General features: G+C 68.1%; 18 protein-coding genes and 1 pseudogene. 7 read left to right on the top strand and 12 right to left on the bottom strand.

Annotation, left to right across the window (positions count from 1 at the left end; genetic code table 11):
* Positions 1 to 60: 60 nt before the first annotated feature.
* The 4 genes from TAE01_RS19800 to TAE01_RS19785 are packed head-to-tail and all read right to left on the bottom strand — an operon-like array spanning position 61 to position 4,947.
* Positions 61 to 2,772: an ABC transporter permease gene (locus TAE01_RS19800; RefSeq protein ID WP_147068531.1), complete on the bottom strand. Its 2,712-nt coding sequence runs from the start codon at positions 2,770 to 2,772 to the stop codon at positions 61 to 63.
* Positions 2,769 to 3,527, bottom strand: a complete 759-nt coding sequence (locus TAE01_RS19795) for an ABC transporter ATP-binding protein (RefSeq protein ID WP_147068530.1) — start codon at positions 3,525 to 3,527, stop codon at positions 2,769 to 2,771. Before TAE01_RS19795 ends, TAE01_RS19800 begins: the two co-directional genes overlap by 4 nt.
* Entirely contained in the window at positions 3,524 to 4,309 is a 786-nt protein-coding gene (locus TAE01_RS19790; protein ID WP_222594191.1) for an ABC transporter ATP-binding protein, read from the bottom strand. The genes TAE01_RS19795 and TAE01_RS19790 overlap by 4 nt, the downstream gene beginning before the upstream one ends.
* Positions 4,297 to 4,947: a hypothetical protein gene (locus tag TAE01_RS19785; protein ID WP_147068529.1), complete on the bottom strand. Its 651-nt coding sequence runs from the start codon at positions 4,945 to 4,947 to the stop codon at positions 4,297 to 4,299. Before TAE01_RS19785 ends, TAE01_RS19790 begins: the two co-directional genes overlap by 13 nt.
* Positions 4,948 to 5,117: 170 nt before the next feature.
* Here TAE01_RS19785 and TAE01_RS19780 point away from each other — a divergent pair, with 170 nt between their 5' ends.
* Entirely contained in the window at positions 5,118 to 6,509 is a 1,392-nt protein-coding gene (locus TAE01_RS19780) for a HAMP domain-containing sensor histidine kinase (RefSeq protein ID WP_186815313.1), read from the top strand.
* A gap of 77 nt (positions 6,510 to 6,586) precedes the next feature.
* Here the strand turns inward: TAE01_RS19780 and TAE01_RS19775 are convergent, their stop codons facing one another.
* The gene (locus TAE01_RS19775; RefSeq protein WP_147068533.1) at positions 6,587 to 7,246 is read right to left on the bottom strand and encodes a DedA family protein; all 660 of its coding nucleotides are present in this window, start codon (positions 7,244 to 7,246) and stop codon (positions 6,587 to 6,589) included.
* A 225-nt stretch (positions 7,247 to 7,471) separates the two neighbouring features.
* On the opposite strand from TAE01_RS19775, the gene TAE01_RS19770 reads away from it, so the two are divergent.
* On the top strand, positions 7,472 to 8,320 hold the full coding sequence (locus TAE01_RS19770; protein ID WP_246111472.1) for a COG4705 family protein: 849 nt from the start codon (positions 7,472 to 7,474) through the stop codon (positions 8,318 to 8,320).
* Positions 8,321 to 9,062: 742 nt separating this feature from the next.
* On the opposite strand, the gene TAE01_RS19765 is transcribed toward TAE01_RS19770, so the two are convergent.
* Positions 9,063 to 9,908, bottom strand: a complete 846-nt coding sequence (locus TAE01_RS19765; RefSeq protein ID WP_147068527.1) for a hypothetical protein — start codon at positions 9,906 to 9,908, stop codon at positions 9,063 to 9,065.
* 1,178 nt (positions 9,909 to 11,086) lie between these two features.
* Between TAE01_RS19765 and TAE01_RS19755 the strand changes: the two genes are divergently transcribed.
* Positions 11,087 to 11,554: a DoxX family membrane protein gene (locus TAE01_RS19755; protein WP_147068526.1), complete on the top strand. Its 468-nt coding sequence runs from the start codon at positions 11,087 to 11,089 to the stop codon at positions 11,552 to 11,554.
* A 105-nt stretch (positions 11,555 to 11,659) separates the two neighbouring features.
* On the opposite strand, the pseudogene TAE01_RS19750 reads toward TAE01_RS19755, so the two are convergent.
* Positions 11,660 to 12,838 (bottom strand): annotated as a pseudogene (locus TAE01_RS19750) (IS3 family transposase).
* Positions 12,839 to 12,976: 138 nt separating this feature from the next.
* Here TAE01_RS19750 and TAE01_RS19745 point away from each other — a divergent pair.
* Positions 12,977 to 13,576 carry a recombinase family protein gene (locus tag TAE01_RS19745; protein ID WP_147068525.1) on the top strand — a complete coding sequence of 200 codons (600 nt, stop codon included), beginning with the start codon at positions 12,977 to 12,979 and terminating at the stop codon, positions 13,574 to 13,576.
* A gap of 137 nt (positions 13,577 to 13,713) precedes the next feature.
* On the opposite strand, the gene TAE01_RS19740 is transcribed toward TAE01_RS19745, so the two are convergent.
* The gene (locus TAE01_RS19740; RefSeq protein ID WP_147068524.1) at positions 13,714 to 13,911 is read right to left on the bottom strand and encodes an antitoxin; all 198 of its coding nucleotides are present in this window, start codon (positions 13,909 to 13,911) and stop codon (positions 13,714 to 13,716) included.
* A 279-nt stretch (positions 13,912 to 14,190) separates the two neighbouring features.
* Between TAE01_RS19740 and TAE01_RS19735 the strand changes: the two genes are divergently transcribed.
* Positions 14,191 to 14,799, top strand: coding sequence for a hypothetical protein (locus TAE01_RS19735; RefSeq protein WP_147068523.1), 609 nt, complete (start codon positions 14,191 to 14,193; stop codon positions 14,797 to 14,799).
* A 226-nt stretch (positions 14,800 to 15,025) separates the two neighbouring features.
* On the opposite strand, the gene mscL is transcribed toward TAE01_RS19735, so the two are convergent.
* Both mscL and TAE01_RS19725 read right to left on the bottom strand, forming a co-directional pair.
* Positions 15,026 to 15,391, bottom strand: coding sequence for a large conductance mechanosensitive channel protein MscL (gene mscL / locus TAE01_RS19730; RefSeq protein ID WP_147068522.1), 366 nt, complete (start codon positions 15,389 to 15,391; stop codon positions 15,026 to 15,028).
* Positions 15,392 to 15,542: 151 nt separating this feature from the next.
* Positions 15,543 to 15,749, bottom strand: coding sequence for a hypothetical protein (locus TAE01_RS19725; RefSeq protein ID WP_147068521.1), 207 nt, complete (start codon positions 15,747 to 15,749; stop codon positions 15,543 to 15,545).
* Between the two features lie 237 nt (positions 15,750 to 15,986).
* Between TAE01_RS19725 and TAE01_RS19720 the strand changes: the two genes are divergently transcribed.
* On the top strand, positions 15,987 to 16,934 hold the full coding sequence (locus TAE01_RS19720) for a nitrilase-related carbon-nitrogen hydrolase (protein ID WP_147068520.1): 948 nt from the start codon (positions 15,987 to 15,989) through the stop codon (positions 16,932 to 16,934).
* Between the two features lie 172 nt (positions 16,935 to 17,106).
* On the opposite strand, the gene TAE01_RS19715 is transcribed toward TAE01_RS19720, so the two are convergent.
* The gene (locus TAE01_RS19715; protein WP_147068519.1) at positions 17,107 to 17,520 is read right to left on the bottom strand and encodes a hypothetical protein; all 414 of its coding nucleotides are present in this window, start codon (positions 17,518 to 17,520) and stop codon (positions 17,107 to 17,109) included.
* A gap of 659 nt (positions 17,521 to 18,179) precedes the next feature.
* Complete coding sequence (locus TAE01_RS19710; RefSeq protein ID WP_147068518.1) at positions 18,180 to 18,488, bottom strand: YciI family protein; 309 nt, start codon at positions 18,486 to 18,488, stop codon at positions 18,180 to 18,182.
* Between the two features lie 453 nt (positions 18,489 to 18,941).
* Between TAE01_RS19710 and TAE01_RS19705 the strand changes: the two genes are divergently transcribed.
* Positions 18,942 to 19,829, top strand: coding sequence for a ZIP family metal transporter (locus tag TAE01_RS19705; protein WP_147068517.1), 888 nt, complete (start codon positions 18,942 to 18,944; stop codon positions 19,827 to 19,829).
* The last annotated feature ends 428 nt before the right edge of the window (positions 19,830 to 20,257 follow it).

The raw sequence follows: 20,257 nt of genomic DNA, 5'->3' as shown, positions 1-20,257 counted from the left end.
ACCTAGGGCCCGAAGATCTCCGGCGGCTGTGACCGGTCCCTCATCGCGACAGCCCAGTGGTCAGGCATCACGCAGCTCCTCGACTGCCGGTCGGGTCGATGACCGGGCGCTGAACGCCGCGGCTGCTGCAAGAGCGGCCACCACGGTCACCCCCGTCACGGTCAGGTACACCGTGGGGAGGGCGATGCTGGACGGTGGCGGGTCGAACACCCCGGTCAGCACCTTGACGAGCATCTGCGTCAGGGCCCAGGAGATGAGGGCGCCGCCGAGTAGTCCGCCTACTGCCACGACAGCCCCTTCTGCCATGACGAGGCCTCGCAGCTGCCGACGTCGAGCGCCCAGGACGGAGATGATCGCCATGGTCCTGCGTCGTTCGGCCAGGCCGATGGCCAGCACCAGCCCTCCCGACCCTGCCGCCAGGATGACGGCGAAAGCCAGCTCGAGGCGCGTGAGCCCGGCGAGATTGACCGAGGTCAGGCTCGATCCGACGGCGGTCCGGGTGTGGGTGATGTCCGTGACGGTGGCGCTGGTACCGAGGATGTTGCGCAGAGCGGCAGCGACGGCCGGCTGGTTCGTGCCCGAAGTGTCGACGAGGTAGGTCCCGACCGCGTTGGACCCGGTCATCTTGGCGACGTAGTCCGCGTTGGCCACGAAGAAGCTGTCCTTGGGAGCCGTCGGGAACTCTTTGGCGATTCCGGCGTAATGGAAGGGGACGGTGGTCAGCTGGTGGGTGCTCTGGTTCTCCAGGCGAAGGTTGAGCAGGTCACCGGGGTGCAGCTGGAAGTCCTTGACGGTCTCGTCGCTGACGAGGATCGAGTCAGGCTTGGCGGCGAGGGTCGCCATCAGCTGGCGTGCGGTGCCGCCTTGGAAGTACGCGTCCTGTAGCGCGGTCACCGAGGCGATGGTGTTCGGGTGCACCCCGTACAGGTCCTGCAGGTCGGCGCCCACGTAGGCGAAGCGGTGCTGCAGTGGTTCGACGTGGGTCACGCCAGGTGTTCGGGCGATCGCGGCGGTCGCGGTCGCGGGCAGGGGCGCGCCTGGGGCCGGGGTGACCGCGACGTCCGCGCCGTTGGTGAGCTGCGCGTCGGCTTCGGCTTGCTGCTGGTACGTGGCGTTGAAGGTCGCGGTGGAGGCGGCGAACGAGATCGCCAGGGCGAGCAGGACGATGGAACGGGTCAGGGGGCGCCGTTGCCGTGACATGGTGGCCGCTGCCGGTTTGGCCAGTCGACCGGTCAGCGGCGTGATGAAGCGGGCCAAGGCTCCGCGGCCGTAGGTGAGGCTCATGGTGGCGAGGCGCCACAGGAACATGGCGCCTCCCAGCCACAGCAGGGTCGGTCCGAGGAAGGCCCAGTAGGACACCGAGATGGACGGGACACCTTCGGGTGCCAGGACGAGCGTGTAGTTGTCACTGCTGGAGACCCAGAAGACGACCAGGGCGAGGGCGAGGATGCCCAGGTCGACGCCGAAGCGCATCCACCAGGGGGACCGGGCCCGGCCTACGGCGTGCCGGGCGCGGGAGACGGTGAGGTGGCGCAGGTCCCGCAGGGCGGGTGCCAGCACCGTCGCTGCGGCGGTGACGGCGCCGAACAGGACCGCGACGACCGCCCACGCCGGGGAGAGCCCGAGCACGCCGAGCGGCCCGGCTGAGGCGGTTGCATTGCTCGACCCGAAGGCCCACCGAGAGGCGATCGCGCCTGCGACCAGCCCGAGAACGCCTCCCCAGGCGGCGACGAGTGCCGCCTCGATGGCCGCGAGGCGTCCGATCGCCCGGGGAGGGAGTCCGCGGGTGCGCAGCAGTGCCTGTTCGTCGCGGCGGCGCTGTGCCCCGGCCCCGACGAGGGCCGCGGTGAGCATGGCGGCCAACAGGGCGCCGGGCAGTCCCAGGAAGAGGAAGAGCATCTGGGCGTAGGCGGCATCCGAGCGGGCAGCGTCCAGGGCCGCGCCCACGTTGTTGCCGACCACCCCGGTACCGGCCAGGATCGCCTCGAGGTTGTGCGCGGCTCCCAGGACGGCCGCGTAGGCGCCGGCCGGGTCGCTGGGAAGCGGGGCGGACCGGGCGACGTGGATCTGGGTCGTCACCGGGACCACCGGGGCTGCGGGGGCTGGTGACCCATGGCCGAGCGAGGTCGCAGGCTGGGCACTCACCACTTTGGCGAACGTGGCCGCGGGCAGCAGGATCACGTTGTCCGGCGGCGCAGAGGGTTGGGCGCCGACTGGAGCCCCGACCTTCTGGAACAGCGAGTCGGCTTGGGGCAGGTCGACGACGCCAGCGACGGTGACGGTCGCTGATCGTGACCCGCCGAGGTTGATGACCACGTGGCTGCCAGGGCGGATGTGCAGGTTCGAGGCGGTCTGCTGGGCCACGAGCACGCCGCTCGGGGCGCCGCTGAGCTGGCGAATCTCCCCCGGGAACTGTGCCCGGTAGCCGTCCGGCAGCCCGAGCACCATCGCGGCACCGGTCGTCTGCGTGGTCCCTCCAGCGGTGGCCTGCAGCCCGGTGCTCCGCGCGAACGTGACGGGCAACGCTGCGCGGACCCCGGTGGACCCGGCCACGGTGGCGCGCACTGCGGCCGGGTCGGCCCCGGGCTGGACCTCGACCTGCCAGTCGACGGCCACCGATCGCAGGGCTCGAGCGGTCATGGTCTGCTGCGAGACCGTCAGGAACGTCCCGAGGGAGGCAATGAGGGATACGGCGACGGCGATACCCACGCTGACCGCCAGCAGCCGCCCGCCGCGGCGGCGCAGCAGACCCATCAGCCAGGTGCCGGTCATCGCCGGCCACCCGCCGTGGTCGCGCCCGCTCGTGCACCACGCGGTGCGCGCGACTGGTTCCGCCACGCCTCGTCCGTGTTCAGTCGTCCCTCGTGCATCCGCCACCGCTCCTGCAGTCTGTCGGCCACCTCGATGTCGTGGGTGGAGACCACCAGGGCCGCATCGAGCTCCTCGGCCGTAGCAAGGAGCACGTCAACCAGGTGCTGGCCGTTCGCCCGGTCGAGCTGACCCGTGGGCTCGTCGGCCAGGATCAGGGACGGTCGGCTCGCCAGGACACGCGCGACGGCCACGCGTTGGGCCTGTCCCCCGGACAGCTCCTCGGGAAGCTGGGTGGCGAGCTCGCTCACCTGCACGAGCTCCAGCGCCTCGGTGACGCGTTCCTGAGCCTCCGCGTCGGGCAGGCCGGCAAGCACGAGAGGCAGGGCGACGTTCTCAGCCACCGTGAGGGCCGGCACGAGACTCGGGCTCTGGAAGACGACACCGATCTGTCCGCGCCGCTCTGGCTCGGTGGCTGCGAGACCCGGCCAGGACACCCGTCCTGCCGTGGGCGTCTCCAGACCGGCCATCATGTGCAACATCGTCGACTTGCCCGAGCCGGAGGGCCCGACGATCGCAATGCGCGACCCGAAGGGCACCTCGCAGCTGCTGCCGTGCACGGCCACCACGGCGCGTTCGCCGCGGCCGAAGGTGCGGGCCACTCCCTCGCAGCGCACCGCAAGTGCAGGCCGAGCCGTCGTTTCTGGGCGAGAGTTCATGAGGCGACCGTCCCGTCGTGAAGGTGGATGATGCGGTCGGCGATGGCGACCACGCGTGGGCTGTGGGTGACCACCAGCAGCGCCGCGCCTGCTCCGGCCCGGTCGCGCAGCAGCTCGAGCACGTGCTGCTCGGTGTCTCCGTCGAGTTCGCCGGTGGGTTCGTCGGCCAGGACGATGTCTGGGTCGTTGGCCAGAGCAACCGCCAGGCCAGCCCGGGCGAGCTCGCCACCGGACAGCTCGGACGCGTACGCCTGAGCGCGCCGGGTCAGGCCGACTCGCTCGAGCAGCTCCACCGCCCCGACAGGTGTGCTCGGGCGTTCCCCGGAGCGCGGCCGCGGGCCTGTCTGGCCGGCCGTGCGGGCGAGCTCGATGTTGGCGCGGACGTTCAGATGTGGCAGCAGGTTTCGGCTCTGCAGCATCACGCCGACGCGCCGGGCCCGCAGTCGCGCGCGTTCAGCCTCGGGGCGGTGGCTGAGCCGCTGCCCGCCGACACGCACCGTCCCGCCGTCGGGCTCGTCGAGTCCGGCGAGGCATCCCAACAGCGTGGACTTGCCGCATCCGGATGGACCGACCACCGCCACCGTCTCTCCGGGAGCGACGGTCAACGAGACTCCCCGAAGCGCGAGGGTCTCCTCGTCTCCGGTGCGGAAGAACCGGTAGAGGCGATCGGCGATGAGAGCCGCCGCTGGCTCCGAGCTTGCGGTTCCCACGGTCCCGGTCACGGGGCTGGACGAGACCGACGACGCGGCGCCCGACCCGCGCAGGGAGGTCACGGTGTCCACCGCAGGGAGTCGGAGACGGTGCGCCACGGGTCGACGTTGTCCGCGTTCACGGGGCCTGAGAGGGTGAGGTCCACTCGAGTGCCGGCGTGGAAGTACGAGTACCGTTCGAACGCGTCCCGGACCACCTTGCCCGTCACCGGGTCAACGGCCGAGTCACCTTGGTAGGTCAGCAGCACGACAGGTCTCCCGGCCCTGAAGACGGTCCTCACATTGGGCGATGCGAACTTCGGCACGCTGCCTTGCAGCCGCAGCACGTCCGTGGACCTGACCGTTGAGGTCGTGGGGGCGGTGGTGGCCTTGGTGATGTGGATCTCGATGCGGTTCAGCTTGTCGCTGAAGACCGTGGAGCCGCCGGTGGTCGCCCGGGCCCATCCCTCGGGGACTTTGACACTGACGTGGGCGCCGCTGGGCGTGAAGGGGACGTACACCTGCGTGTCGGGGATGTCTCCGGGAGGGTTGCTCTCGGTGGGGGCCGGGGTCCCTACCGAAGAGGCTGCGGCCGCTGCGCGGGTCGAGGTCGCCGTGACCTGCGCAGGCGTGGGGGCGGGTCCGGGAGAGGTGGGGGTGGTGCCGCAGCCGGAGAGGAGAAGGGCTCCCGTCCCGATCGCCGCTGCAAGCCGGATCTTGGTGACAGTCATGTGATGCCTCTCCTGGTTGCGCCCGAATCGATCTCGGACTCCACGCTAGGAATGTGGTGGTTAGGTGCGATGCCACCCTGGGTTAGAGGAGGGCAAAACCTTCCCTCCGGGTCGCGCCAGGGGTGGCCCCCTGCCCCGAGATCGAGTCCGGGCGGGCGAGGATGGGTGGCATGCGCCGACGAATCCTCCACGTGGCCGTGGTGGCCGTATCGGTTGCCCTGGTCCTCTTCGGCATTCCGCTGGGAGTGGCCGCAAGGGCGACGATTCTCAGCGAGGAGCGAGGCGAGCTGGAACGCACAGCCCTGCTCGCTTCACGGCAGGTCGGACCGGACTTCCTGGCCGGTGACCCGGTAGAGCTACCGCGCGTGGAAGGCGACAAGCAGGTCGCCGTCTATGACGCCTCGCTCACTCACCGCTCCCCTGTAACGGGAGGGCCCCCGGCGGCAGATTCCGTCACCCGCGCAGCGGCCCGCGGCGTCGAGTCCGATGGTGTGGTCGGCGCGCAGCTTGTGGTCGCCGTACCGGTCACCGTCGCCGAGAAGGTCATCGCGGTCGTTCGAGTGGCGGCGCCCACGAACCAAACATGGACGGCCACCTTGCTGGCTTGGGCAGCGTTGGTGCTGAGCGCTGGGCTCGCCCTGGTGGTCGCAGTCCTCGTGGCGCGACGGCAGGCACGTTTCATCAGCACCCCGCTGGAGGCACTGGCGGTCAGCGCCGAGCGCGTCGCTGCCGGAGACCTCCAGACGCGGGCCCAACCTGCCGGGACGCCCGAGCTGGTCAGGCTGGCACAGTCGCAGAACGAGATGCTCGACCGGCTGTGCGACCTCATCGCTCGAGAGCGCCAACTCACCGCTGAGGTTTCCCACCAGCTGCGGACCCCGGTCACTGGCTTGGCCCTGGGACTGCAGAACGCGCTGAGCCATGAAGGCGGCGGCGCGACCGCGGATCCCCACGCCGCGCTGGTCGATGCCCTCGGACAGGTGCGAGATCTCGAACGAACCATCGACAACGTCATCCAGCTCGCCCGCCCCGAGGCAGGTGTGATGAGGGGCGGCCCGGTCCGCAGCGTCGGGGACTTCTGCGCGGAGGTCGAGCGGCGGTGGCGCGGCACGCTGTCCGAGGCGGGGCGCCCGTTGGTTGTCACCGCCCAGACCGACCTCGCCCTGTGCCTTCCGCAGTTCGTCGTCACGGAGGTGCTGAAGATCCTCATGGACAATGCAACCCGGCACGGCGCCGGACGCGTCACCGTGGTCTTCCGTGACCTCGGCTCGTTCGTCGCGATCGACGTCACCGACGAGGGTTCGGTCCAGGCCCACCGCGAGGAACTCTTCCGGCGAGGCCAGTCCGGCAGCGACGGGTTGGGGATCGGGTTGGCCCTAGGACGATCGATTGCCGAGGCCTACGGCGGCCGGCTGGCCCTGACCCTAGAGCAGCCGACCCGTTTCACCCTGATGGTTCCGCTCCCATCGACTCCCTCTGAACCGGACCCGACACTCAGCAGCGACAGTCCGCAACGCCCGGTACCCGCAGCCGACAACCGAGAGCCCGAGCGCAAACGCTGACGCTTCCGGGCCGCGAGCAGGAGTTAAGGTCGCTCGAGCCCTCCGGGTGGACGGCGGGCTTGTGCGTGCCGGTCGGCTCAGATCGCGTCGCCCACGGCCCTGCGGTGTCGCCACCACTGGACAGCGACGGGCACGAGGGATAGGACGACGATGACGACGATGGCGACGTCGAGGTTCTTGCCGACCGCCGGGAAGGCCGACCCCAGCGAGTAGCCGAGCAGGGTGATGACCGGCACCCAGAGCAGGGCACCGACGCCGCTCCAGAGGAAGAAGTGCCGCAGCGGCATCCGGCTGGCCCCGGCGACCAGGGTGATGAAGGTGCGCACCAGCGGCACGAACCGGCCGATCACCAGCGCCTTGCTGCCGTGCCGGTCGAAGAATGCGCGGGACTCATCCAGGTACCGCCGTTTGACGATCCGCCCTTCGCGCTGGTGCAGGGGCACCCCGATCACGCGGCCCAAGCCGTAGCCGACGACATTGCCGAGGAACGCCGCGACCATGAGGGCGGGAAGGGCCACCAGCAAGGACGGCAGGTGCGGCTTGCCGGCGGCGATGAACAGGCCGATCGCGAAGAGGAGGGAGTCGCCGGGCAGGAACGGGAAGAGCAGCCCGCACTCGATGAAGACGAACACGAGAGCCACGACGAAGAACGCAGCACCGTAGGTCGCGAAGAGGTAGTTGGGGTCCAGCCAGCTCGGTCCAAGAGTCGGTGCCATCGCTGGTGCAAGTGCGGTCATCACGGGGCCAACCGTATCCGGCGTTCAATGGGCGCCACCTGTGGGCAGTTCACCCAGTGTTCATCACCGGCAGAAATCGTGCGTGATCTGGCGGCGACGGGCCCACCGCCGGCGGCTTTCACCGTCGATGCCCAGCGCCTGCTCAGGTTTCGGTCAAGGCGGCTCGGTTGGGTTGTGGCGTTTGCCCTTCCCGGTCACACCGACCCGTTTCAAGGAGACCGCCCTATGTCCGCGACACCCAGACCCACCTCGCCTTCTCGGCCCCTGAGCCAGATGCTCAACAAGGTGCCCGAGGTCACGATCTACTTCTGGGTCATCAAGATCCTGTGCACCACCGTCGGCGAGAGCCTCGCCGACTACCTCAACACCAACGTCGGACTCGGACTGTCCACGACCACCGTCATCTTCAGCCTCGCCCTCGCCGCGGCCCTGATCGTGCAGTTCCGGCTCCGGCGCTACGTGCCGGCCGTCTACTGGACCGTCGTCGTCCTGGTCAGCGTCGTCGGCACCCTGCTCACCGACAACCTCACCGACAACCTCAACGTCCCGCTGTCGCTGACCACCGGGGTCTTCACGGTGGTGCTCGCGGCCGTCTTCGGGATCTGGTACTCCCGCGAGCGGACCCTGTCGATCCACTCCATCATCACCCGTCCCCGGGAAGCGTTCTACTGGCTCACGGTCCTGGTCACCTTCGCGTTGGGCACTGCCGCCGGCGACTGGACACTCGACCTGACCGGCTGGGCCCCCGGTGCGTCAGTCCTGCTGCCCGCCGGCCTTATCGCCCTCACCGCCCTGGCCTGGCGCCTGGGCGCAGGCGCCACCTTGTGCTTCTGGATCGCCTACATCCTGACCCGGCCGCTGGGCGCCAACCTCGGCGACTTCCTCGGATCCGACCCCGCCGACGGCGGACTGGGCCTGGGCACGGCCTGGACCAGCCTGCTGTTCCTGGCCACAATCCTCGCCGTCGTGACCTACCTGAGCGTGACTCGACGCGACCAGACGCCTGCGGCCGAGCACGCCCCCGAGACGGTCTTGGTCAGGCCGACGGATCCGGACGACGTCCTGGTCCATTGAGAAACCGGCGGCGACGACCGCAGACCTGAATCGTCGAGCGGATCGTCCTACGGCCCTTGCCTCCCTGCAGATCGATGGGGGCGAGGGCCGTCGTCGTTCCGTCGGTCCACGCGAAGAGCGGGCGCCGACGAAGGTCAGCGGCTTCTCAGCCGGGCCCAGGCACCATTGGGCCATGCTGCCGATATCCACACCCCCGGTGACGCCCCACCTCAGCGCGGCGTTGCATACGAGTGCTTACCTTCCGGATCGGGGCTCTGGCCGGTTCGCATCGAGGACGAGTTCGGCCTGTCAGCGGCGCCCGCTCAAGGGGCGTGAAGGCCAGCGATGTGGTTTCCTTGGCATCGCTGGCCCCGCTTATCGCGTTCGCTCTAGTGCTGGTTCTGCAGCACCTTGAAGATCACATGATGGGGGCGCCAACCGACGGTCGGCGCTCTCGGACCGGGGACAGTCCGAGCCCTTCGCCGCAGGGACGCCACCACGGCAGGACGACCGCCAGGGCGGCGGCGCCGAGCACAATGAGGGCAGGGTGGCCAGACAGGCCTGGCACCCTTCCCAGAACGTCGCGGCCCAGCAGGCGTCCCAAGCCGCAGCCCCGCCAAGTCGAACAAACGGACTGCGCCGGGCCAGGCTCGCAACTGTGCGCAACCTGTGCCGCTGTAACCTCCGGCACGACGCCGCACGTGCTTTAGTGGCGACACCGAGAGCGTGAGGCACGCTGCCACATAGACGGCGCGACACTAGATCAGCGCGTCCTGGGTGCCCGAGCGGGTAGCCGGGCGCCGCTGTCGCACTCGGGAGCCGCGGATCGCAGCCAAGCCCGCGTGGTCGAGGGTCTGCCCACCGTGGGCGCCCACGGCGCACCTCTCCTGGGCGCGCCGACCAACACCGCCAACACGGTCAGGCAGTAGGCGGCGCGAAGCAGCCCAAGCCCTTCTGGCGGAAGCAGCCCCGAGCAGTAACGATCGAGCAGGAACCACGCGGTGGCGGCAGCAGTCCATAGCGGCAGGCGACGCGCTGGCCGCAGCAGATCCACGACCGCGGTCGCGACCAGCAGCCCGGAGCTGTAGTAGGCGTAGGTCTCCGGGTCCAGCAGGAGCCGGGAGGTGACGACCGCGAGCGGGACGGCGCTCCAGCGGCCTCGCGCCACGCATACCGCCGCGACCGCCACACCCAGCAGGAGCTGGGCCGGCCGGTCCCAAGACGGCGTGTTCGCCGCTTGCACGCCCAAGGCGCGCAGGGCTGAGTCGTCCACGTTGTCGATCCTGAACCGGCCCAGCTGCAGCGTCCGCGGGTCAGCCACCAAGAAGGGAAGCCACGCCACCGCGACCCCAGCGCCCGTCAGGGCCGCGGCTCGCACTCGTCGCTCGCGAGGTAGCACCAGGAGCAGCACGACGAAGCCGAGTGCCCACGGCTTGCTGTCGATGGACGCGGCCAGAGCAACCGCGGCAAGGTAGGGCCGGTCTGCGGCGACCGCCGCAACCGCGGCCACACAGAAGGCCAGCGCGAGAGCGTCGTCCAGATGGGTGAAATGGCTCGCGACCTGGCACCAGACGGGCAGCGTCAGCATTCCGGTGAAAAGCAGCAGCATGGGACGCACCGCGACTCCCGCGAGCCGCCCCCGTAGGTCGGCCACAGCCTTAAGAAGCAACAGCCCGCACCCCGTGAGGAGGAACTGAGCCATCACCGCCCCGCCCCACGCGGAGATGGGTACGGCCGCGAGAAGCGCGAGTGGACCAATCTGCAGCTCCGGGTGCGAGGCGTACACGTGCAAGCCGCCAGCCACGCCGGGATGAGTGATCAGACGGGCACCGAGGTCGAAGTAGTGCCACGAGTAGGCGCCTCCCTCCGCTGCGAGTAGGCCCCAGATGACCGTCCAGCATACGAGCACGACCCAGACCCTGCGCCGGTTGCCAAGACTGACCACTATGGCCGGGCCGGCACCCGCCGGCTCGAGACGTGGCTCGCTCAAAACCGAGTTAGCCACAGGGAGCACCGAGCACCATCATTGGTCGACCGTACGAACTGCACCTGTCCCAAACCTGTGTCTGGGTCCAAGGTGCTACCAAGCGAACCGGCTGAGCCACAAGCGGTCGCCGAGCCCGCCGGATTCGCGGCTCTCGCGAGCGAAGCGCCGATTTACGACTGCCGCGGCTCTCGACGTGGCCCGATGCCACCCCAACACGCCCTGTCACCCGACTATTAGCCCCGAGCTGCAGCCCATTTCGCGTCGAAGCACAGCCGCGGAGCGCGTCGACCGGCGCCTCTCCCCCGGTCATCGAGCTCATGGGGACGCCACCGTCGTGGGGGACCGCGAGTGCTGTCACGGGGAACGTGGAACTCCAAGGGTGGAGGATCGTCGAGCGGGGACAAGATGCGCGCCGCGAGCTCGGGCCGGCACCCGGCGTCCACGAGCTGCAGAAGGGCGTGCAGGTCGACCCGCTGGCGAGCGAGCGGCGTGGCGAGGGCTGGAGGGAGACCGGCCTCGCACAGTCGGCATTGCCGCCACTCGATGACGTTGAGCGGTGGGCCGGCCGAGCTACAGGGCGCAGGTCGGGAGGTGGCCGGGGACGGGCGGGTGCTCATGCACTGTTTGCCGCCCCGAGGAGGCGAGGTCTTACCCGTCGCCACCTCTTTCGATGGGACGCCGAGACGCTCGGTATGACCCGAGGCCGCAGGCCGCGCTAACACTCCGTCAGCGTCTCACTACGAAGCCTCGATGTCTCGAGGACCCCCGGTTGGACAGCACAGCCGTTCCCAGGAGGAGCCATGGTCTTCATCGGTCACCGCTCGGTGGTCAGCGTCGCGCAGCCCAAGCGAACTACGAGGGTCGAGAGGAGCGACACGGCATACCAGGCGTATGCCGTGCTGCGTACGGCGTTCGTCGTCGCCCCGATCGTGTTCGGCCTCGACAAGTTCACCAACCGCCTCGTGCCGTGGGACACGTACCTCGCACCCGCGCTGTCGCGCCTCCTGCCCGTCACACCCCATCAAGCGACGTATGCCGTCGCCGTGGTCGAGGTGCTCGCCGGAGTGCTCCTTGCTCTCCACCCACGCCTGGACGACCTATTTGTAGCGCTCTGGTTCGGGGGCATCATCGTCAACCTGCTGCTCATCCCCGGCTTCTACGATGTTGCACTTCGTGACTTCGGGCTGCTGCTGGACGCCGTAGCCCTGCAACGACTCGCCACGCGCTTCGACCCCCTGCCGACTCTCTGCCCGCTGCGCCGGGGCTGACCATGACCACAGCCTTCGTGCTGACCGGGGGGTGGCAGCCTGGGAGCCGTACAGGTCGGCATGCTGACCGCCCGGGTCTGCTGCACGGACGGGTGACAGTTTCGGTTAGGCCACCTGAGTGGCGGTTGTCGTCATGATCAACTCGTATTCGACCGGGGTCAACCGGCCGAGGCGGGCTTGTCTCCGACGGCGGTGGTAGGTCCGCTCGATCCACGTGACGATCGCGATCCGCAACTGCTCGCGAGTGGCCCAGGCGCGACGGTTCAAGACGTTCTTCTGCAACAGCGCGAAGAACGACTCCATGGCCGCGTTGTCCCCGGCCGCGCCGACGCGCCCCATCGAGCCGACCATGCCGTGACGGTGGAGCTGGTGGACGAACTTCCGGGAGCGGAACTGCGACCCGCGGTCGGTGTGCAGGACGCACCCGGCCACATCGGCGCCGTCAGCGTGACGACGGGCGACGGCGTTGTCCAGCGCCGCGACCGCGAGCGAGGACTTCATCCGTGAGTCGATCGAGTAGCCGACGATCCGGTTGGAGTTCACGTCCTTGACCGCGCAGAGATAGAGCTTGCCCTCGCCGGTCCAGTGTTCGGTGATGTCACTGAGCCACAAGCGGTTCGGCGCTGCCGCGGTGAAGTCCCGCTCGACCCGGTCGTCGTGCACTGGCGGCCCCGGCGTCTTTCCGTTGCGCCCGCGCTTCTTGCCGAACGCGGACCACCAGCCCAGCTGCGAGCAGAGCTTCCACGCGGTCCGCTCGGCCATCGCCTCGCCGGCCTCGCGGGCCTCATCGACCAGGAACCGGTACCCGAACTCCGGGTCGTCGCGGTGGGCGTCGAACAACGCGTTCGCCCGGTACGCCGCGGTCAGCTCGGCCGCCCGTGACCGGCCGAGCGAGCCAGCGGTAGTACGGCTGGCGGGCGATCTTCAGCACCCGGCACGTCACCGTGACGGGGATCCCGTCGCCGGCCAGCTCGCGGACGAGCGGGTACATCATTTTCCCGGCAGGTGCGCCTGTGAGAGATAGGCCGCGGCGCGGCGCAGGACCTCGTTCTCCTGCTCGAGCAGCTTGATCCGCTTGTTCGCCTCCCGCAGCGCCTCGGACTCGCTGGAGGTCCGGGCAGGGCTCGCTGCGCTGGCCGAGCGTCGCTCATCGATCGTCAGCCACCGCTTGAGGCACGACGGCGAGATGCCGAAGTCCTTCGCGACCTGGGCGACGGAGGCATCCGACTCCTTGAAGACCCGGATCACGTCCTCGCGGAACTCGTTGGGGAACGCCTTGGGCATGGTGCACATCCTTCCAGCGCCGACACACATCGACGCAGATCAGATGTCACCTATCCGTGCAGCAGACCCCTCCGTCGAGGCGTGGGCGTCTGTCCTTTTCCCATGTCCAAAATCAACGTCTCAGAAGGAGGCACAGGCATGACTACTGAGAAGCCGCCCGACCACACCCTGCTCGGGTATGCCCGCGTCTCGACCCTCGAGCAGGACGCCGCCCTGCAGCGCGATGCCCTTCACGCCGCCGGCTGCCAACGCATCATCACCGACAAGGCGTCCGGCAAGCTCGAGCACCGGCCCGCGCTCGACGCGATGCTCGACCAGCTCCGACCCGGAGATACCGTCGTGGTTTGGCGGCTCGACCGGCTGGGCCGGAGCCTGCGCCACCTCATCGACACCGTCCAGGCGCTCGAGGCACGGGGCGTGGCCTTCCGCGGTCTGACCGAGAGCATCGACACCTCGACGCCCGGAGGCAAGGTCATCTTCCACGTCTTCGGCGCCTTGGCCGAGTTCGAGCGCGACCTCATCCGGGAACGCACCATGGCCGGTCTTGCCGCTGCTCGCGCTCGTGGCCGCAACGGTGGTCGGCCGACCGTGTGGACTCCCGAGAAGTTGAGGGTGGCCCGGAGCATGTACGACAGTCGTGAGCACGACATCGCCTCCATCGCTCGGGTGATTGGCGTCAGTCGAGCGTCCGTGTATCGAGCCCTGGCGCCAACGAACACCGGGGAACTCCCCTCATGAAGAAGCCGGCCGGCTCCTCTCGTCCTTGGGCGAGGGGAGCCGGCCAGGCACTTCTTTTCTGCGTTTGGGGGTCTGCCTTTTGTCCGTCCGCCCCAACTGGCTCGGCGGGTGGGCGGCCGGACGTGGTCAGCTACCGCTCACTGGCCCGTGGGGGTGTCGCCGGGAAGGCCGAGCTGGCCCTCGACGGCGTCGCCCCCCTTGCTGATCTGGTCGGTGAACTTGCCGCCGGTGCGCTCGTCGAGGATGCCCTCGGCCTTCTCGAGGGCCTCCTTGGCCTGATCGGGGTGTTCGCCCGCGAGCTTCTTTGCCTGGTCCACGATCTCGTTGAAGTCCATCCAGAATCCTTCGCTCGGGCACCGTCACGCGTTGGTGCAGTAAGAGGAAACTACTCCCCCATCGCCGCCCCACGGGGGCAGCGCTCGGCGGCAGCCCGATTTGCGCTCACCCCTTCTATCGCCCGCTCGCCGAGCCGGATGTCAGGTTTGGCGGAGCGGGTTTCAGCGCAGCGTCCTGACAGGCGCCGTGCACGGATCTCCCAGCCGGCACTGCGACCGTCGAAGCACGCCCACTGAGAGCTGCGGCTCGCTTGTAGCCCGGCGCCGAGAAGGAGCACCATGCCCACCACCACCCGCCGCCAGACCGTCCTCGCCGTGTGCGTGCCCCTGGTCGCCGCATCGGTCACCCTCGCCGGCTGTGGGTCGAAGGCGGCCACCACCTCGCCGGCCGTCGGTGCGTCGTCCACCCCCACGTCGTCAGCGCCTGCGAGCACCTCAGGGGCCGCGCCGGCCACGGGGACCGATACCGCCTCGGGCTGTCCGACGTCCAACACGCGGGCCTTCGCCAAGACCCGCCTCGTCGCGGACCTCGGCGTCATCGCCGGCACCTTCCACCGCTACCTCTACAAGCCGTGGCAGGCCGGCTCGTTCAACAAGGGCGCCAACGGGCGCACCTTCGCCATCGTCAAGGCCGCCGGGACCGCCGCGCTCGACGCGAAGCTGCTCCTCAACGCCACCGAGAACATCAAGGCCAACCCCACCCTGTGCAAGGTCCTCGTCCCGCCGATGGTCCAGCTCCAGGGCAAACTCGCCGGGTTCAAGAGCCAGGCCCTCGCCGGCAACCTCGGCTTCATCGGCGACGCCCAACAGGCCGTGGCCACCATCGAGCAGCAGGCGACCACGGCCGGGATCCCGATCACGGAGACCACCACCACCAACGGCTCCTGACCCGGCCCGGGCCAGCAGTCCCCGAGCCGGGCCCGGTACGTCTGGGAAGGGCCCCGGCGTGCTAGGCCGAACCACGCCCTCTGTCCCGCCACACCACCAGGATGTCCGAGGACCGAGGTGAGCCTCCCGCGCGTCGGCCCCCTCCACAGGGCTCCCGCACGGGAGGCAGTCACAGGTTCCGCGTCACGTCGTCAGGACCGCGAAACTCCACGGTCGCGAGCCCAGGTCAGCGTGAGCGCAGCGCGTCGCGGATCTCGGTGAGCAGCAGAACCTCCTCCGAAGGGGCCTCAGGCTCCGGCTCCACGCCGGCCGCCCGGCGTGCGGCGAGGTGGTTCATCGGCGCGACGACGATGAAGTACACGGCGGCGGCGACGATGAGGAAGCTGATCGTCACAGTGATGAACGTGCCGAGGTGCACGCCACCGGGGGCCCACGCCGAGAAGTTCGGAGTGCCGCCGAGCTTGCCGATCACGTCCATGATGACGGTGACGAAGGCCTCGATGACCTTGCCGAACGCGCCCGCGATAATGACGGCGACCGCGAGGTCGACGACGTTGCCCCGCATGATGAAGTCCTTGAAACCTTTGAGCATCGGATCTCCCTTGTCAGTGGTCGACGTGGTCGACGTGGTCTTCAGGGTGTTCGGGTCGAGGCGTTCCCCGGCCGGGGTGTCCGACCGCCGGCCCCACCGTGACGGTGAGCCGGACGGCCGGTGTGTCCCCTGATACACCAGCCGAAGCTGGCTACTCGGCCAGCTTGGCGATCGCCTGGGCCCACAGGAAGTACTTGTTCGTGCCGAGGTCACGCACCGTCTTGATGTTGAACGCGGCCTTCAGGTGCTCAGCGTCGGCAGCGCTCACCCCCTGCAGCGCATCCACCGGCGCGTCGGCCAGCTCACTCACCGAAGAAGCCTCGAACGCCTTGTCAACCTTGCCGGCGATGTCGCCCATGTTCACTCCTGCGTGTCAGGGCCCGCCGGTATGGCGTGCCATGGTGCAGATGTACACCCACGGGCCGGGTCTCGTACTGTCATCACCGCAACCCCTAGCAAATCACCAGCGAAGGACCAGCCCCGCTCGACAGGTTCGTGGAAATCGCCGCAGCGGAGCCAGCGGTAGCCGCGCGAAAAGTCGGAGGCGTTGCCTAAGGGTCATGACGCCATCGCCACAGGGCTGTAGCGTCCATCTATGGAGCCTGCTGCGTCGACGACGCCAGTTGTGCGAGCTGCAGTTGCGCAAGTCCGATCCCCGGATTCGACGTCTGCTGCTCTCGCCGCGGTTCAACGCTTCAGCGAAGAGGCTGCACATCAAGGCGCGCGGCTCGTGGTCTTCCCGGAGGCACTGATCGGCGGCTACCCTCGCGGCGCATCGTTCGGGGCCGTGGTGGGCGATCGGAGTCCCGCAGGTCGCGACGAGTTCCTTGCATACAGCGCCCAGGCTGTGACGATTCCCGGCCCCGAGGTCGATCAGCTCTGCACGTTGGCGATAGCGAACGGGGTGCACATGGTCGTCGGAGTGGTGGAGCGAGCGGGCAGCACTCTCTACTGCGCAAGCGTGACGATCGACGATCACGGGCAGCTGATCGGCCAGCGCAGGAAGGTCATGCCAACCGGCACGGAGCGGCTCATCTGGGGTCAGGGAGACGGCTCTACCTTGAGCGTGACGCCAACAGCCTTGGGCAGCCTCGCGACGGCGATCTGCTGGGAGAACCTGATGCCGGCGCTCCGGATGACCTTCTACGCCCAAGGCGTCGACATCTGGTGCGCACCCACGGCCGATGCGCGCAACGTGCAACTGGCCACGATGAGACACATCGCCGTGGAGGGCCGTTGCTTCGTGCTCGCTGCCAACCAGTTCACCCGCGCATCCGACCTATCACCGTCATACGCCACGCAAAATCGGGATCCGGCCGCGGTCGTCTGTCGCGGTGCGAGCGTTATCGTCGACCCGTTCGGCGAAGTACTCGCTGGGCCGCTAGTCGACGACGAAGGGCTGCTTGTCGCCGACCTGGACCTGCGGGATGTGACCAGGGGCAAGTATGACTTTGATGTGTCAGGGCACTACGCGCGGCCTGACCTGTTCGCCCTCACCGTAGACACCAAGCCTCGGTCCGTGGTCATCGGTCTTGAGCCCTGAGGCGTCGATACGCTTACGAACGCAGCACGGTCGTAGCGGCTGACGCCCTGGACTTGCCCGAGCGCCAGCAAGGCAATTGCCTTGATGGCCGTTCAGTGGTGAGGGCGCGGCCCGGGACCCTGCGGAGACGACCAAAGCGAGGGCGACGTCCGTCGACGCCCCATAAACGGACCTACGTCTCGCTCATCTGCGCCCCTGGCCTGACAACGAAGCCCAAGATGCGGCGCTGGCCATTGAGAGCGACATCCAGCTGGAAGCCGCCCTCCTCCAGCGTCCAGTTAGCGAGGGCTCGACGCAGGAGGAGCGCTCCTGAAAACAGTTCGATCCACGTCTCGCCTCCGTCGTTGCATACGACTGCTGCGCCACCCGAACGCAACGCGGCAGGAGGGAGCGACCTGCTCGCCGATTCGAACCTGACCGCGATGAGACGGGAACGAGTGTCCAGCGTCGCGAGCACCACCAACTCATGTCCTGCCGCCGTTCGTAGCGTCCACTCCTGCACCACGTCGCCAGGTTGAGTGTCTGCGCCCAGCAAGACACTGAGTCTGTCTTGGTGCCGGTCCACAAGAGTTCCAACCTTGGTCATGGTGGCCATCATGCTCTGGCAGACGAGGACTTGAAGGCTCCTTACATCACCGCACGGCCGGCGATTGGGACGATGACTCGCTAGACCCCTCGACGAAGGTCTCAACCCAGCGAAGCGATGGGCGCTGGCGTCACAGATCTTGAGAGGCTTGCCCCATCGGAGGCCACGCGATCGCCGGGCTGAGCCGTCGGAATACCTGTATGCCACAGGTGGCCCCGTCGACCGTCACGACGTTCCTCAGCGGCCGGCACGATGTGGAGGAGACGCAACTCGTCGCCCTCATCCGCGCTAATGAAATGGTTCCTTCGTTACTGATTCAGCCCCGCAGTCCAGCTCGATGGCGTCGACCTATTCTCGCGTCGGAGGCCGCGAACGCTCCCCGTCGGCGACTACTTGGAGCCTTGCCGACGGTTTAAGCAAAGGCTGCTGCAGGCTTCGGCCAACTCGTGCACCCCGTGAGCGATCGCTGCCAAGGCCTTGACGCGCATCACCTGACAGGTCTCGCTGCCCAGGGGGATGCACAGCGGCAGGACTGGCCGCGTAGCCGGTCGAGTCAGAACCCGTTGTATGCCGGGCTTAAAGGAACGCTCGGAAGCCAGGAGGATGCGAGCTCCCTCAGCCGCTCTCGCGCGGCGAAGCTCATACGTATATCGCTGATGTCACATTTCGGGCATGTCCATGAATCTCTGTGTGGAGATGGTGCCTCCAGCCTTCGTGTGAGGGTGTCCTTGGAGGAACCCATCAAGCTGTTCCCTCGAGTCGGCGTCGATGATCGAGTAGCCGGACACCTGGACATCGTCCTCTCCGTCGTTCTCAAGCGGTGAACCCATGTCAACGAGCCGATCCCCGACCCGCTCGCCCCACGTCATCCAATCCCGCATGCCGGCCCCTGCTTGGTCTGGTGGGATCTGTGACAACTGTGCACGCATGGCGTTCGTGGTGTTGTAAAAGACCATGTACTTCGACATGTTCACTCCTGGGTCGATGCAGGACGGCCACCAAGAGGTGCCCGTCGCTTTTCCGATCTTCCTCCGACTTCCGCTCGGCGACAACGGACTAGAGATGCGAACAAGCTCCGAGCTTTCCGACTGGGTGCCCCTCGGGCCCGACAACTCAGGCGCGGCATGCGGTCAGGCGGTCAGGCGGACCGGTGGACCGGTGGACCGGTGGACCGTGCGAGCTCCGTGGTAGGCCGGCGTGAATACGGACCAGAGCCTTTAACCGCCGGACCCGGGGCACCCGGTCATCTGGCCGGCGGTTCGTTTGGTTCGTCTGCTTAGCCGGGAACTTGGGTCGGTCGAGCGAGCCGGCCCGCCCGCAGGTAGGGACGAGCCGATCGTGCTGTTCCAGATGACTTTGACAAGTGAGGTGAGGCTGCCCTAACTTTGCGCTCGCTCATCCGATTCGTTCAGGGAGTTGTCGTGGGACTTGGCCACACGCTGGCGCTGGGATTCATCGCAGGGGTGACCATTCTGATCGGACTCCCGATCGGTCGGCTGCGGCGCCCGGCCCCGAGTCTGCGCATGTTTCTCAATGCGACCGCTGTGGGGGTTCTGCTGTTCCTTGTCTGGGACGTCCTCTCCCACGCTTGGGAGCCGATCGACGCGGCCTTGGCGACGTTGCACGAAGGCAGTGGCAGCCTAGGTGAGGTCCTTGGGTACGGGGCGCTGTTCATCGGCGGCTTGTCCGCGGGACTGTTGTCCTTGGTGTCCTACGAGGCGAGAATCGGCCGGCTTGCGGCCACACCTCTCGATCAAGCCGAGGCGCCTGACCCACCCGCGGCCTTAGGCGTCGCTCAGAAGATCCGGCCCAGGCCGGGCATCGCATCCTGGTCGCCCGCGCGCCGTCTGGCGTTGCTGATCGCAGTGGGCATAGGCCTGCACAACTTCGCGGAGGGGTTGGCGATCGGGCAGTCCGCGGGTCGCGGCGAGATCGCGCTGGCGACGCTGCTAGTGATCGGTTTCGCCCTGCACAACGCCACCGAAGGCTTCGGGATCACCGCGCCTCTCGCCGGAGACATGTCCGCCGACGGCACCCCACGACGCCCATCCTGGCCATTCCTCCTTTTCTTGGGCCTGATCGGCGGAGGTCCGACTTTCGTCGGAACCGCAGTCGGTCATGGATTCACCAGCGAACCAATCAGCGTGGTGTTCCTGACCCTGGCCGCCGGTTCCATCCTCTACGTCGTCTCGCAACTGCTGGGGGTGGCTGCCAAAGGCAAGCACACGGACATGCTGGCGTACGGGATGTTGCTCGGCTTGGTCGCAGGGTTCGTCACGGACGCCATCGTCACGGCAGCGGGCGCCTGACGCACCCTGTGCTCACATGCCCCCGCAACAGCCGCGGATGTGTGCGTAACTCAACCCCCGTCTGACAGGGGCCGACAGGCAGCCACAGCCCTTGGTGCCCACACGTGAGGCTCTCGGACGCCAACTCCGGCCAAAGCGGAGACCGGTGCGCCTCTCGACGTTGTTCTGGGCGATGGGCGACAGAGTGGACCCTTCGATGCCGGCCCGGCGAAATGCTGCTCGCCTTGCACGGCGCCAGAAATACCTCGGCGGCGAGAGCCGCAACATTGAATGCGGACGATTCCTGCCGAAGTTTCGCGGTGGATGAAGGTGGGAAGCTGGCAGGCTTTGCGTTGCAAAGGCCTGAAACATGTTGAGGCAAGTTGCTCAGCTGGTTCACTGGCTGGGGCGCATTGGGTATTCGCCTCTCCGTAACTGCTGACAGGCAT

Origin of the sequence: Terrabacter aerolatus (genome assembly GCF_007991735.1) — a bacterium.
GTDB classification, from domain to species: domain Bacteria; phylum Actinomycetota; class Actinomycetes; order Actinomycetales; family Dermatophilaceae; genus Terrabacter; species Terrabacter aerolatus.
Note: the sequence above shows the minus strand (reverse complement) of the source record. Positions and strands in the feature narration are given on the sequence as shown.

What these genes read in the sequence shown, in the direction of transcription:
- TAE01_RS19800 (WP_147068531.1), bottom strand. Translation starts at nt 2,772, where the DNA reads ATGACCGGCACCTGGCTGATGGGTCTGCTGCGCCGCCGCGGCGGGCGG.
- TAE01_RS19795 (WP_147068530.1), bottom strand. Translation starts at nt 3,527, where the DNA reads ATGAACTCTCGCCCAGAAACGACGGCTCGGCCTGCACTTGCGGTGCGC.
- TAE01_RS19785 (WP_147068529.1), bottom strand. Translation starts at nt 4,947, where the DNA reads ATGACTGTCACCAAGATCCGGCTTGCAGCGGCGATCGGGACGGGAGCC.
- TAE01_RS19780 (WP_186815313.1), top strand. Translation starts at nt 5,118, where the DNA reads ATGCGCCGACGAATCCTCCACGTGGCCGTGGTGGCCGTATCGGTTGCC.
- TAE01_RS19775 (WP_147068533.1), bottom strand. Translation starts at nt 7,246, where the DNA reads ATGACCGCACTTGCACCAGCGATGGCACCGACTCTTGGACCGAGCTGG.
- TAE01_RS19770 (WP_246111472.1), top strand. Translation starts at nt 7,472, where the DNA reads ATGTCCGCGACACCCAGACCCACCTCGCCTTCTCGGCCCCTGAGCCAG.
- TAE01_RS19765 (WP_147068527.1), bottom strand. Translation starts at nt 9,908, where the DNA reads ATGCTGCTGCTTTTCACCGGAATGCTGACGCTGCCCGTCTGGTGCCAG.
- TAE01_RS19755 (WP_147068526.1), top strand. Translation starts at nt 11,087, where the DNA reads ATGGTCTTCATCGGTCACCGCTCGGTGGTCAGCGTCGCGCAGCCCAAG.
- TAE01_RS19745 (WP_147068525.1), top strand. Translation starts at nt 12,977, where the DNA reads ATGACTACTGAGAAGCCGCCCGACCACACCCTGCTCGGGTATGCCCGC.
- TAE01_RS19740 (WP_147068524.1), bottom strand. Translation starts at nt 13,911, where the DNA reads ATGGACTTCAACGAGATCGTGGACCAGGCAAAGAAGCTCGCGGGCGAA.
- TAE01_RS19735 (WP_147068523.1), top strand. Translation starts at nt 14,191, where the DNA reads ATGCCCACCACCACCCGCCGCCAGACCGTCCTCGCCGTGTGCGTGCCC.
- mscL (WP_147068522.1), bottom strand. Translation starts at nt 15,391, where the DNA reads ATGCTCAAAGGTTTCAAGGACTTCATCATGCGGGGCAACGTCGTCGAC.
- TAE01_RS19725 (WP_147068521.1), bottom strand. Translation starts at nt 15,749, where the DNA reads ATGGGCGACATCGCCGGCAAGGTTGACAAGGCGTTCGAGGCTTCTTCG.
- TAE01_RS19720 (WP_147068520.1), top strand. Translation starts at nt 15,987, where the DNA reads ATGGAGCCTGCTGCGTCGACGACGCCAGTTGTGCGAGCTGCAGTTGCG.
- TAE01_RS19715 (WP_147068519.1), bottom strand. Translation starts at nt 17,520, where the DNA reads ATGACCAAGGTTGGAACTCTTGTGGACCGGCACCAAGACAGACTCAGT.
- TAE01_RS19710 (WP_147068518.1), bottom strand. Translation starts at nt 18,488, where the DNA reads ATGTCGAAGTACATGGTCTTTTACAACACCACGAACGCCATGCGTGCA.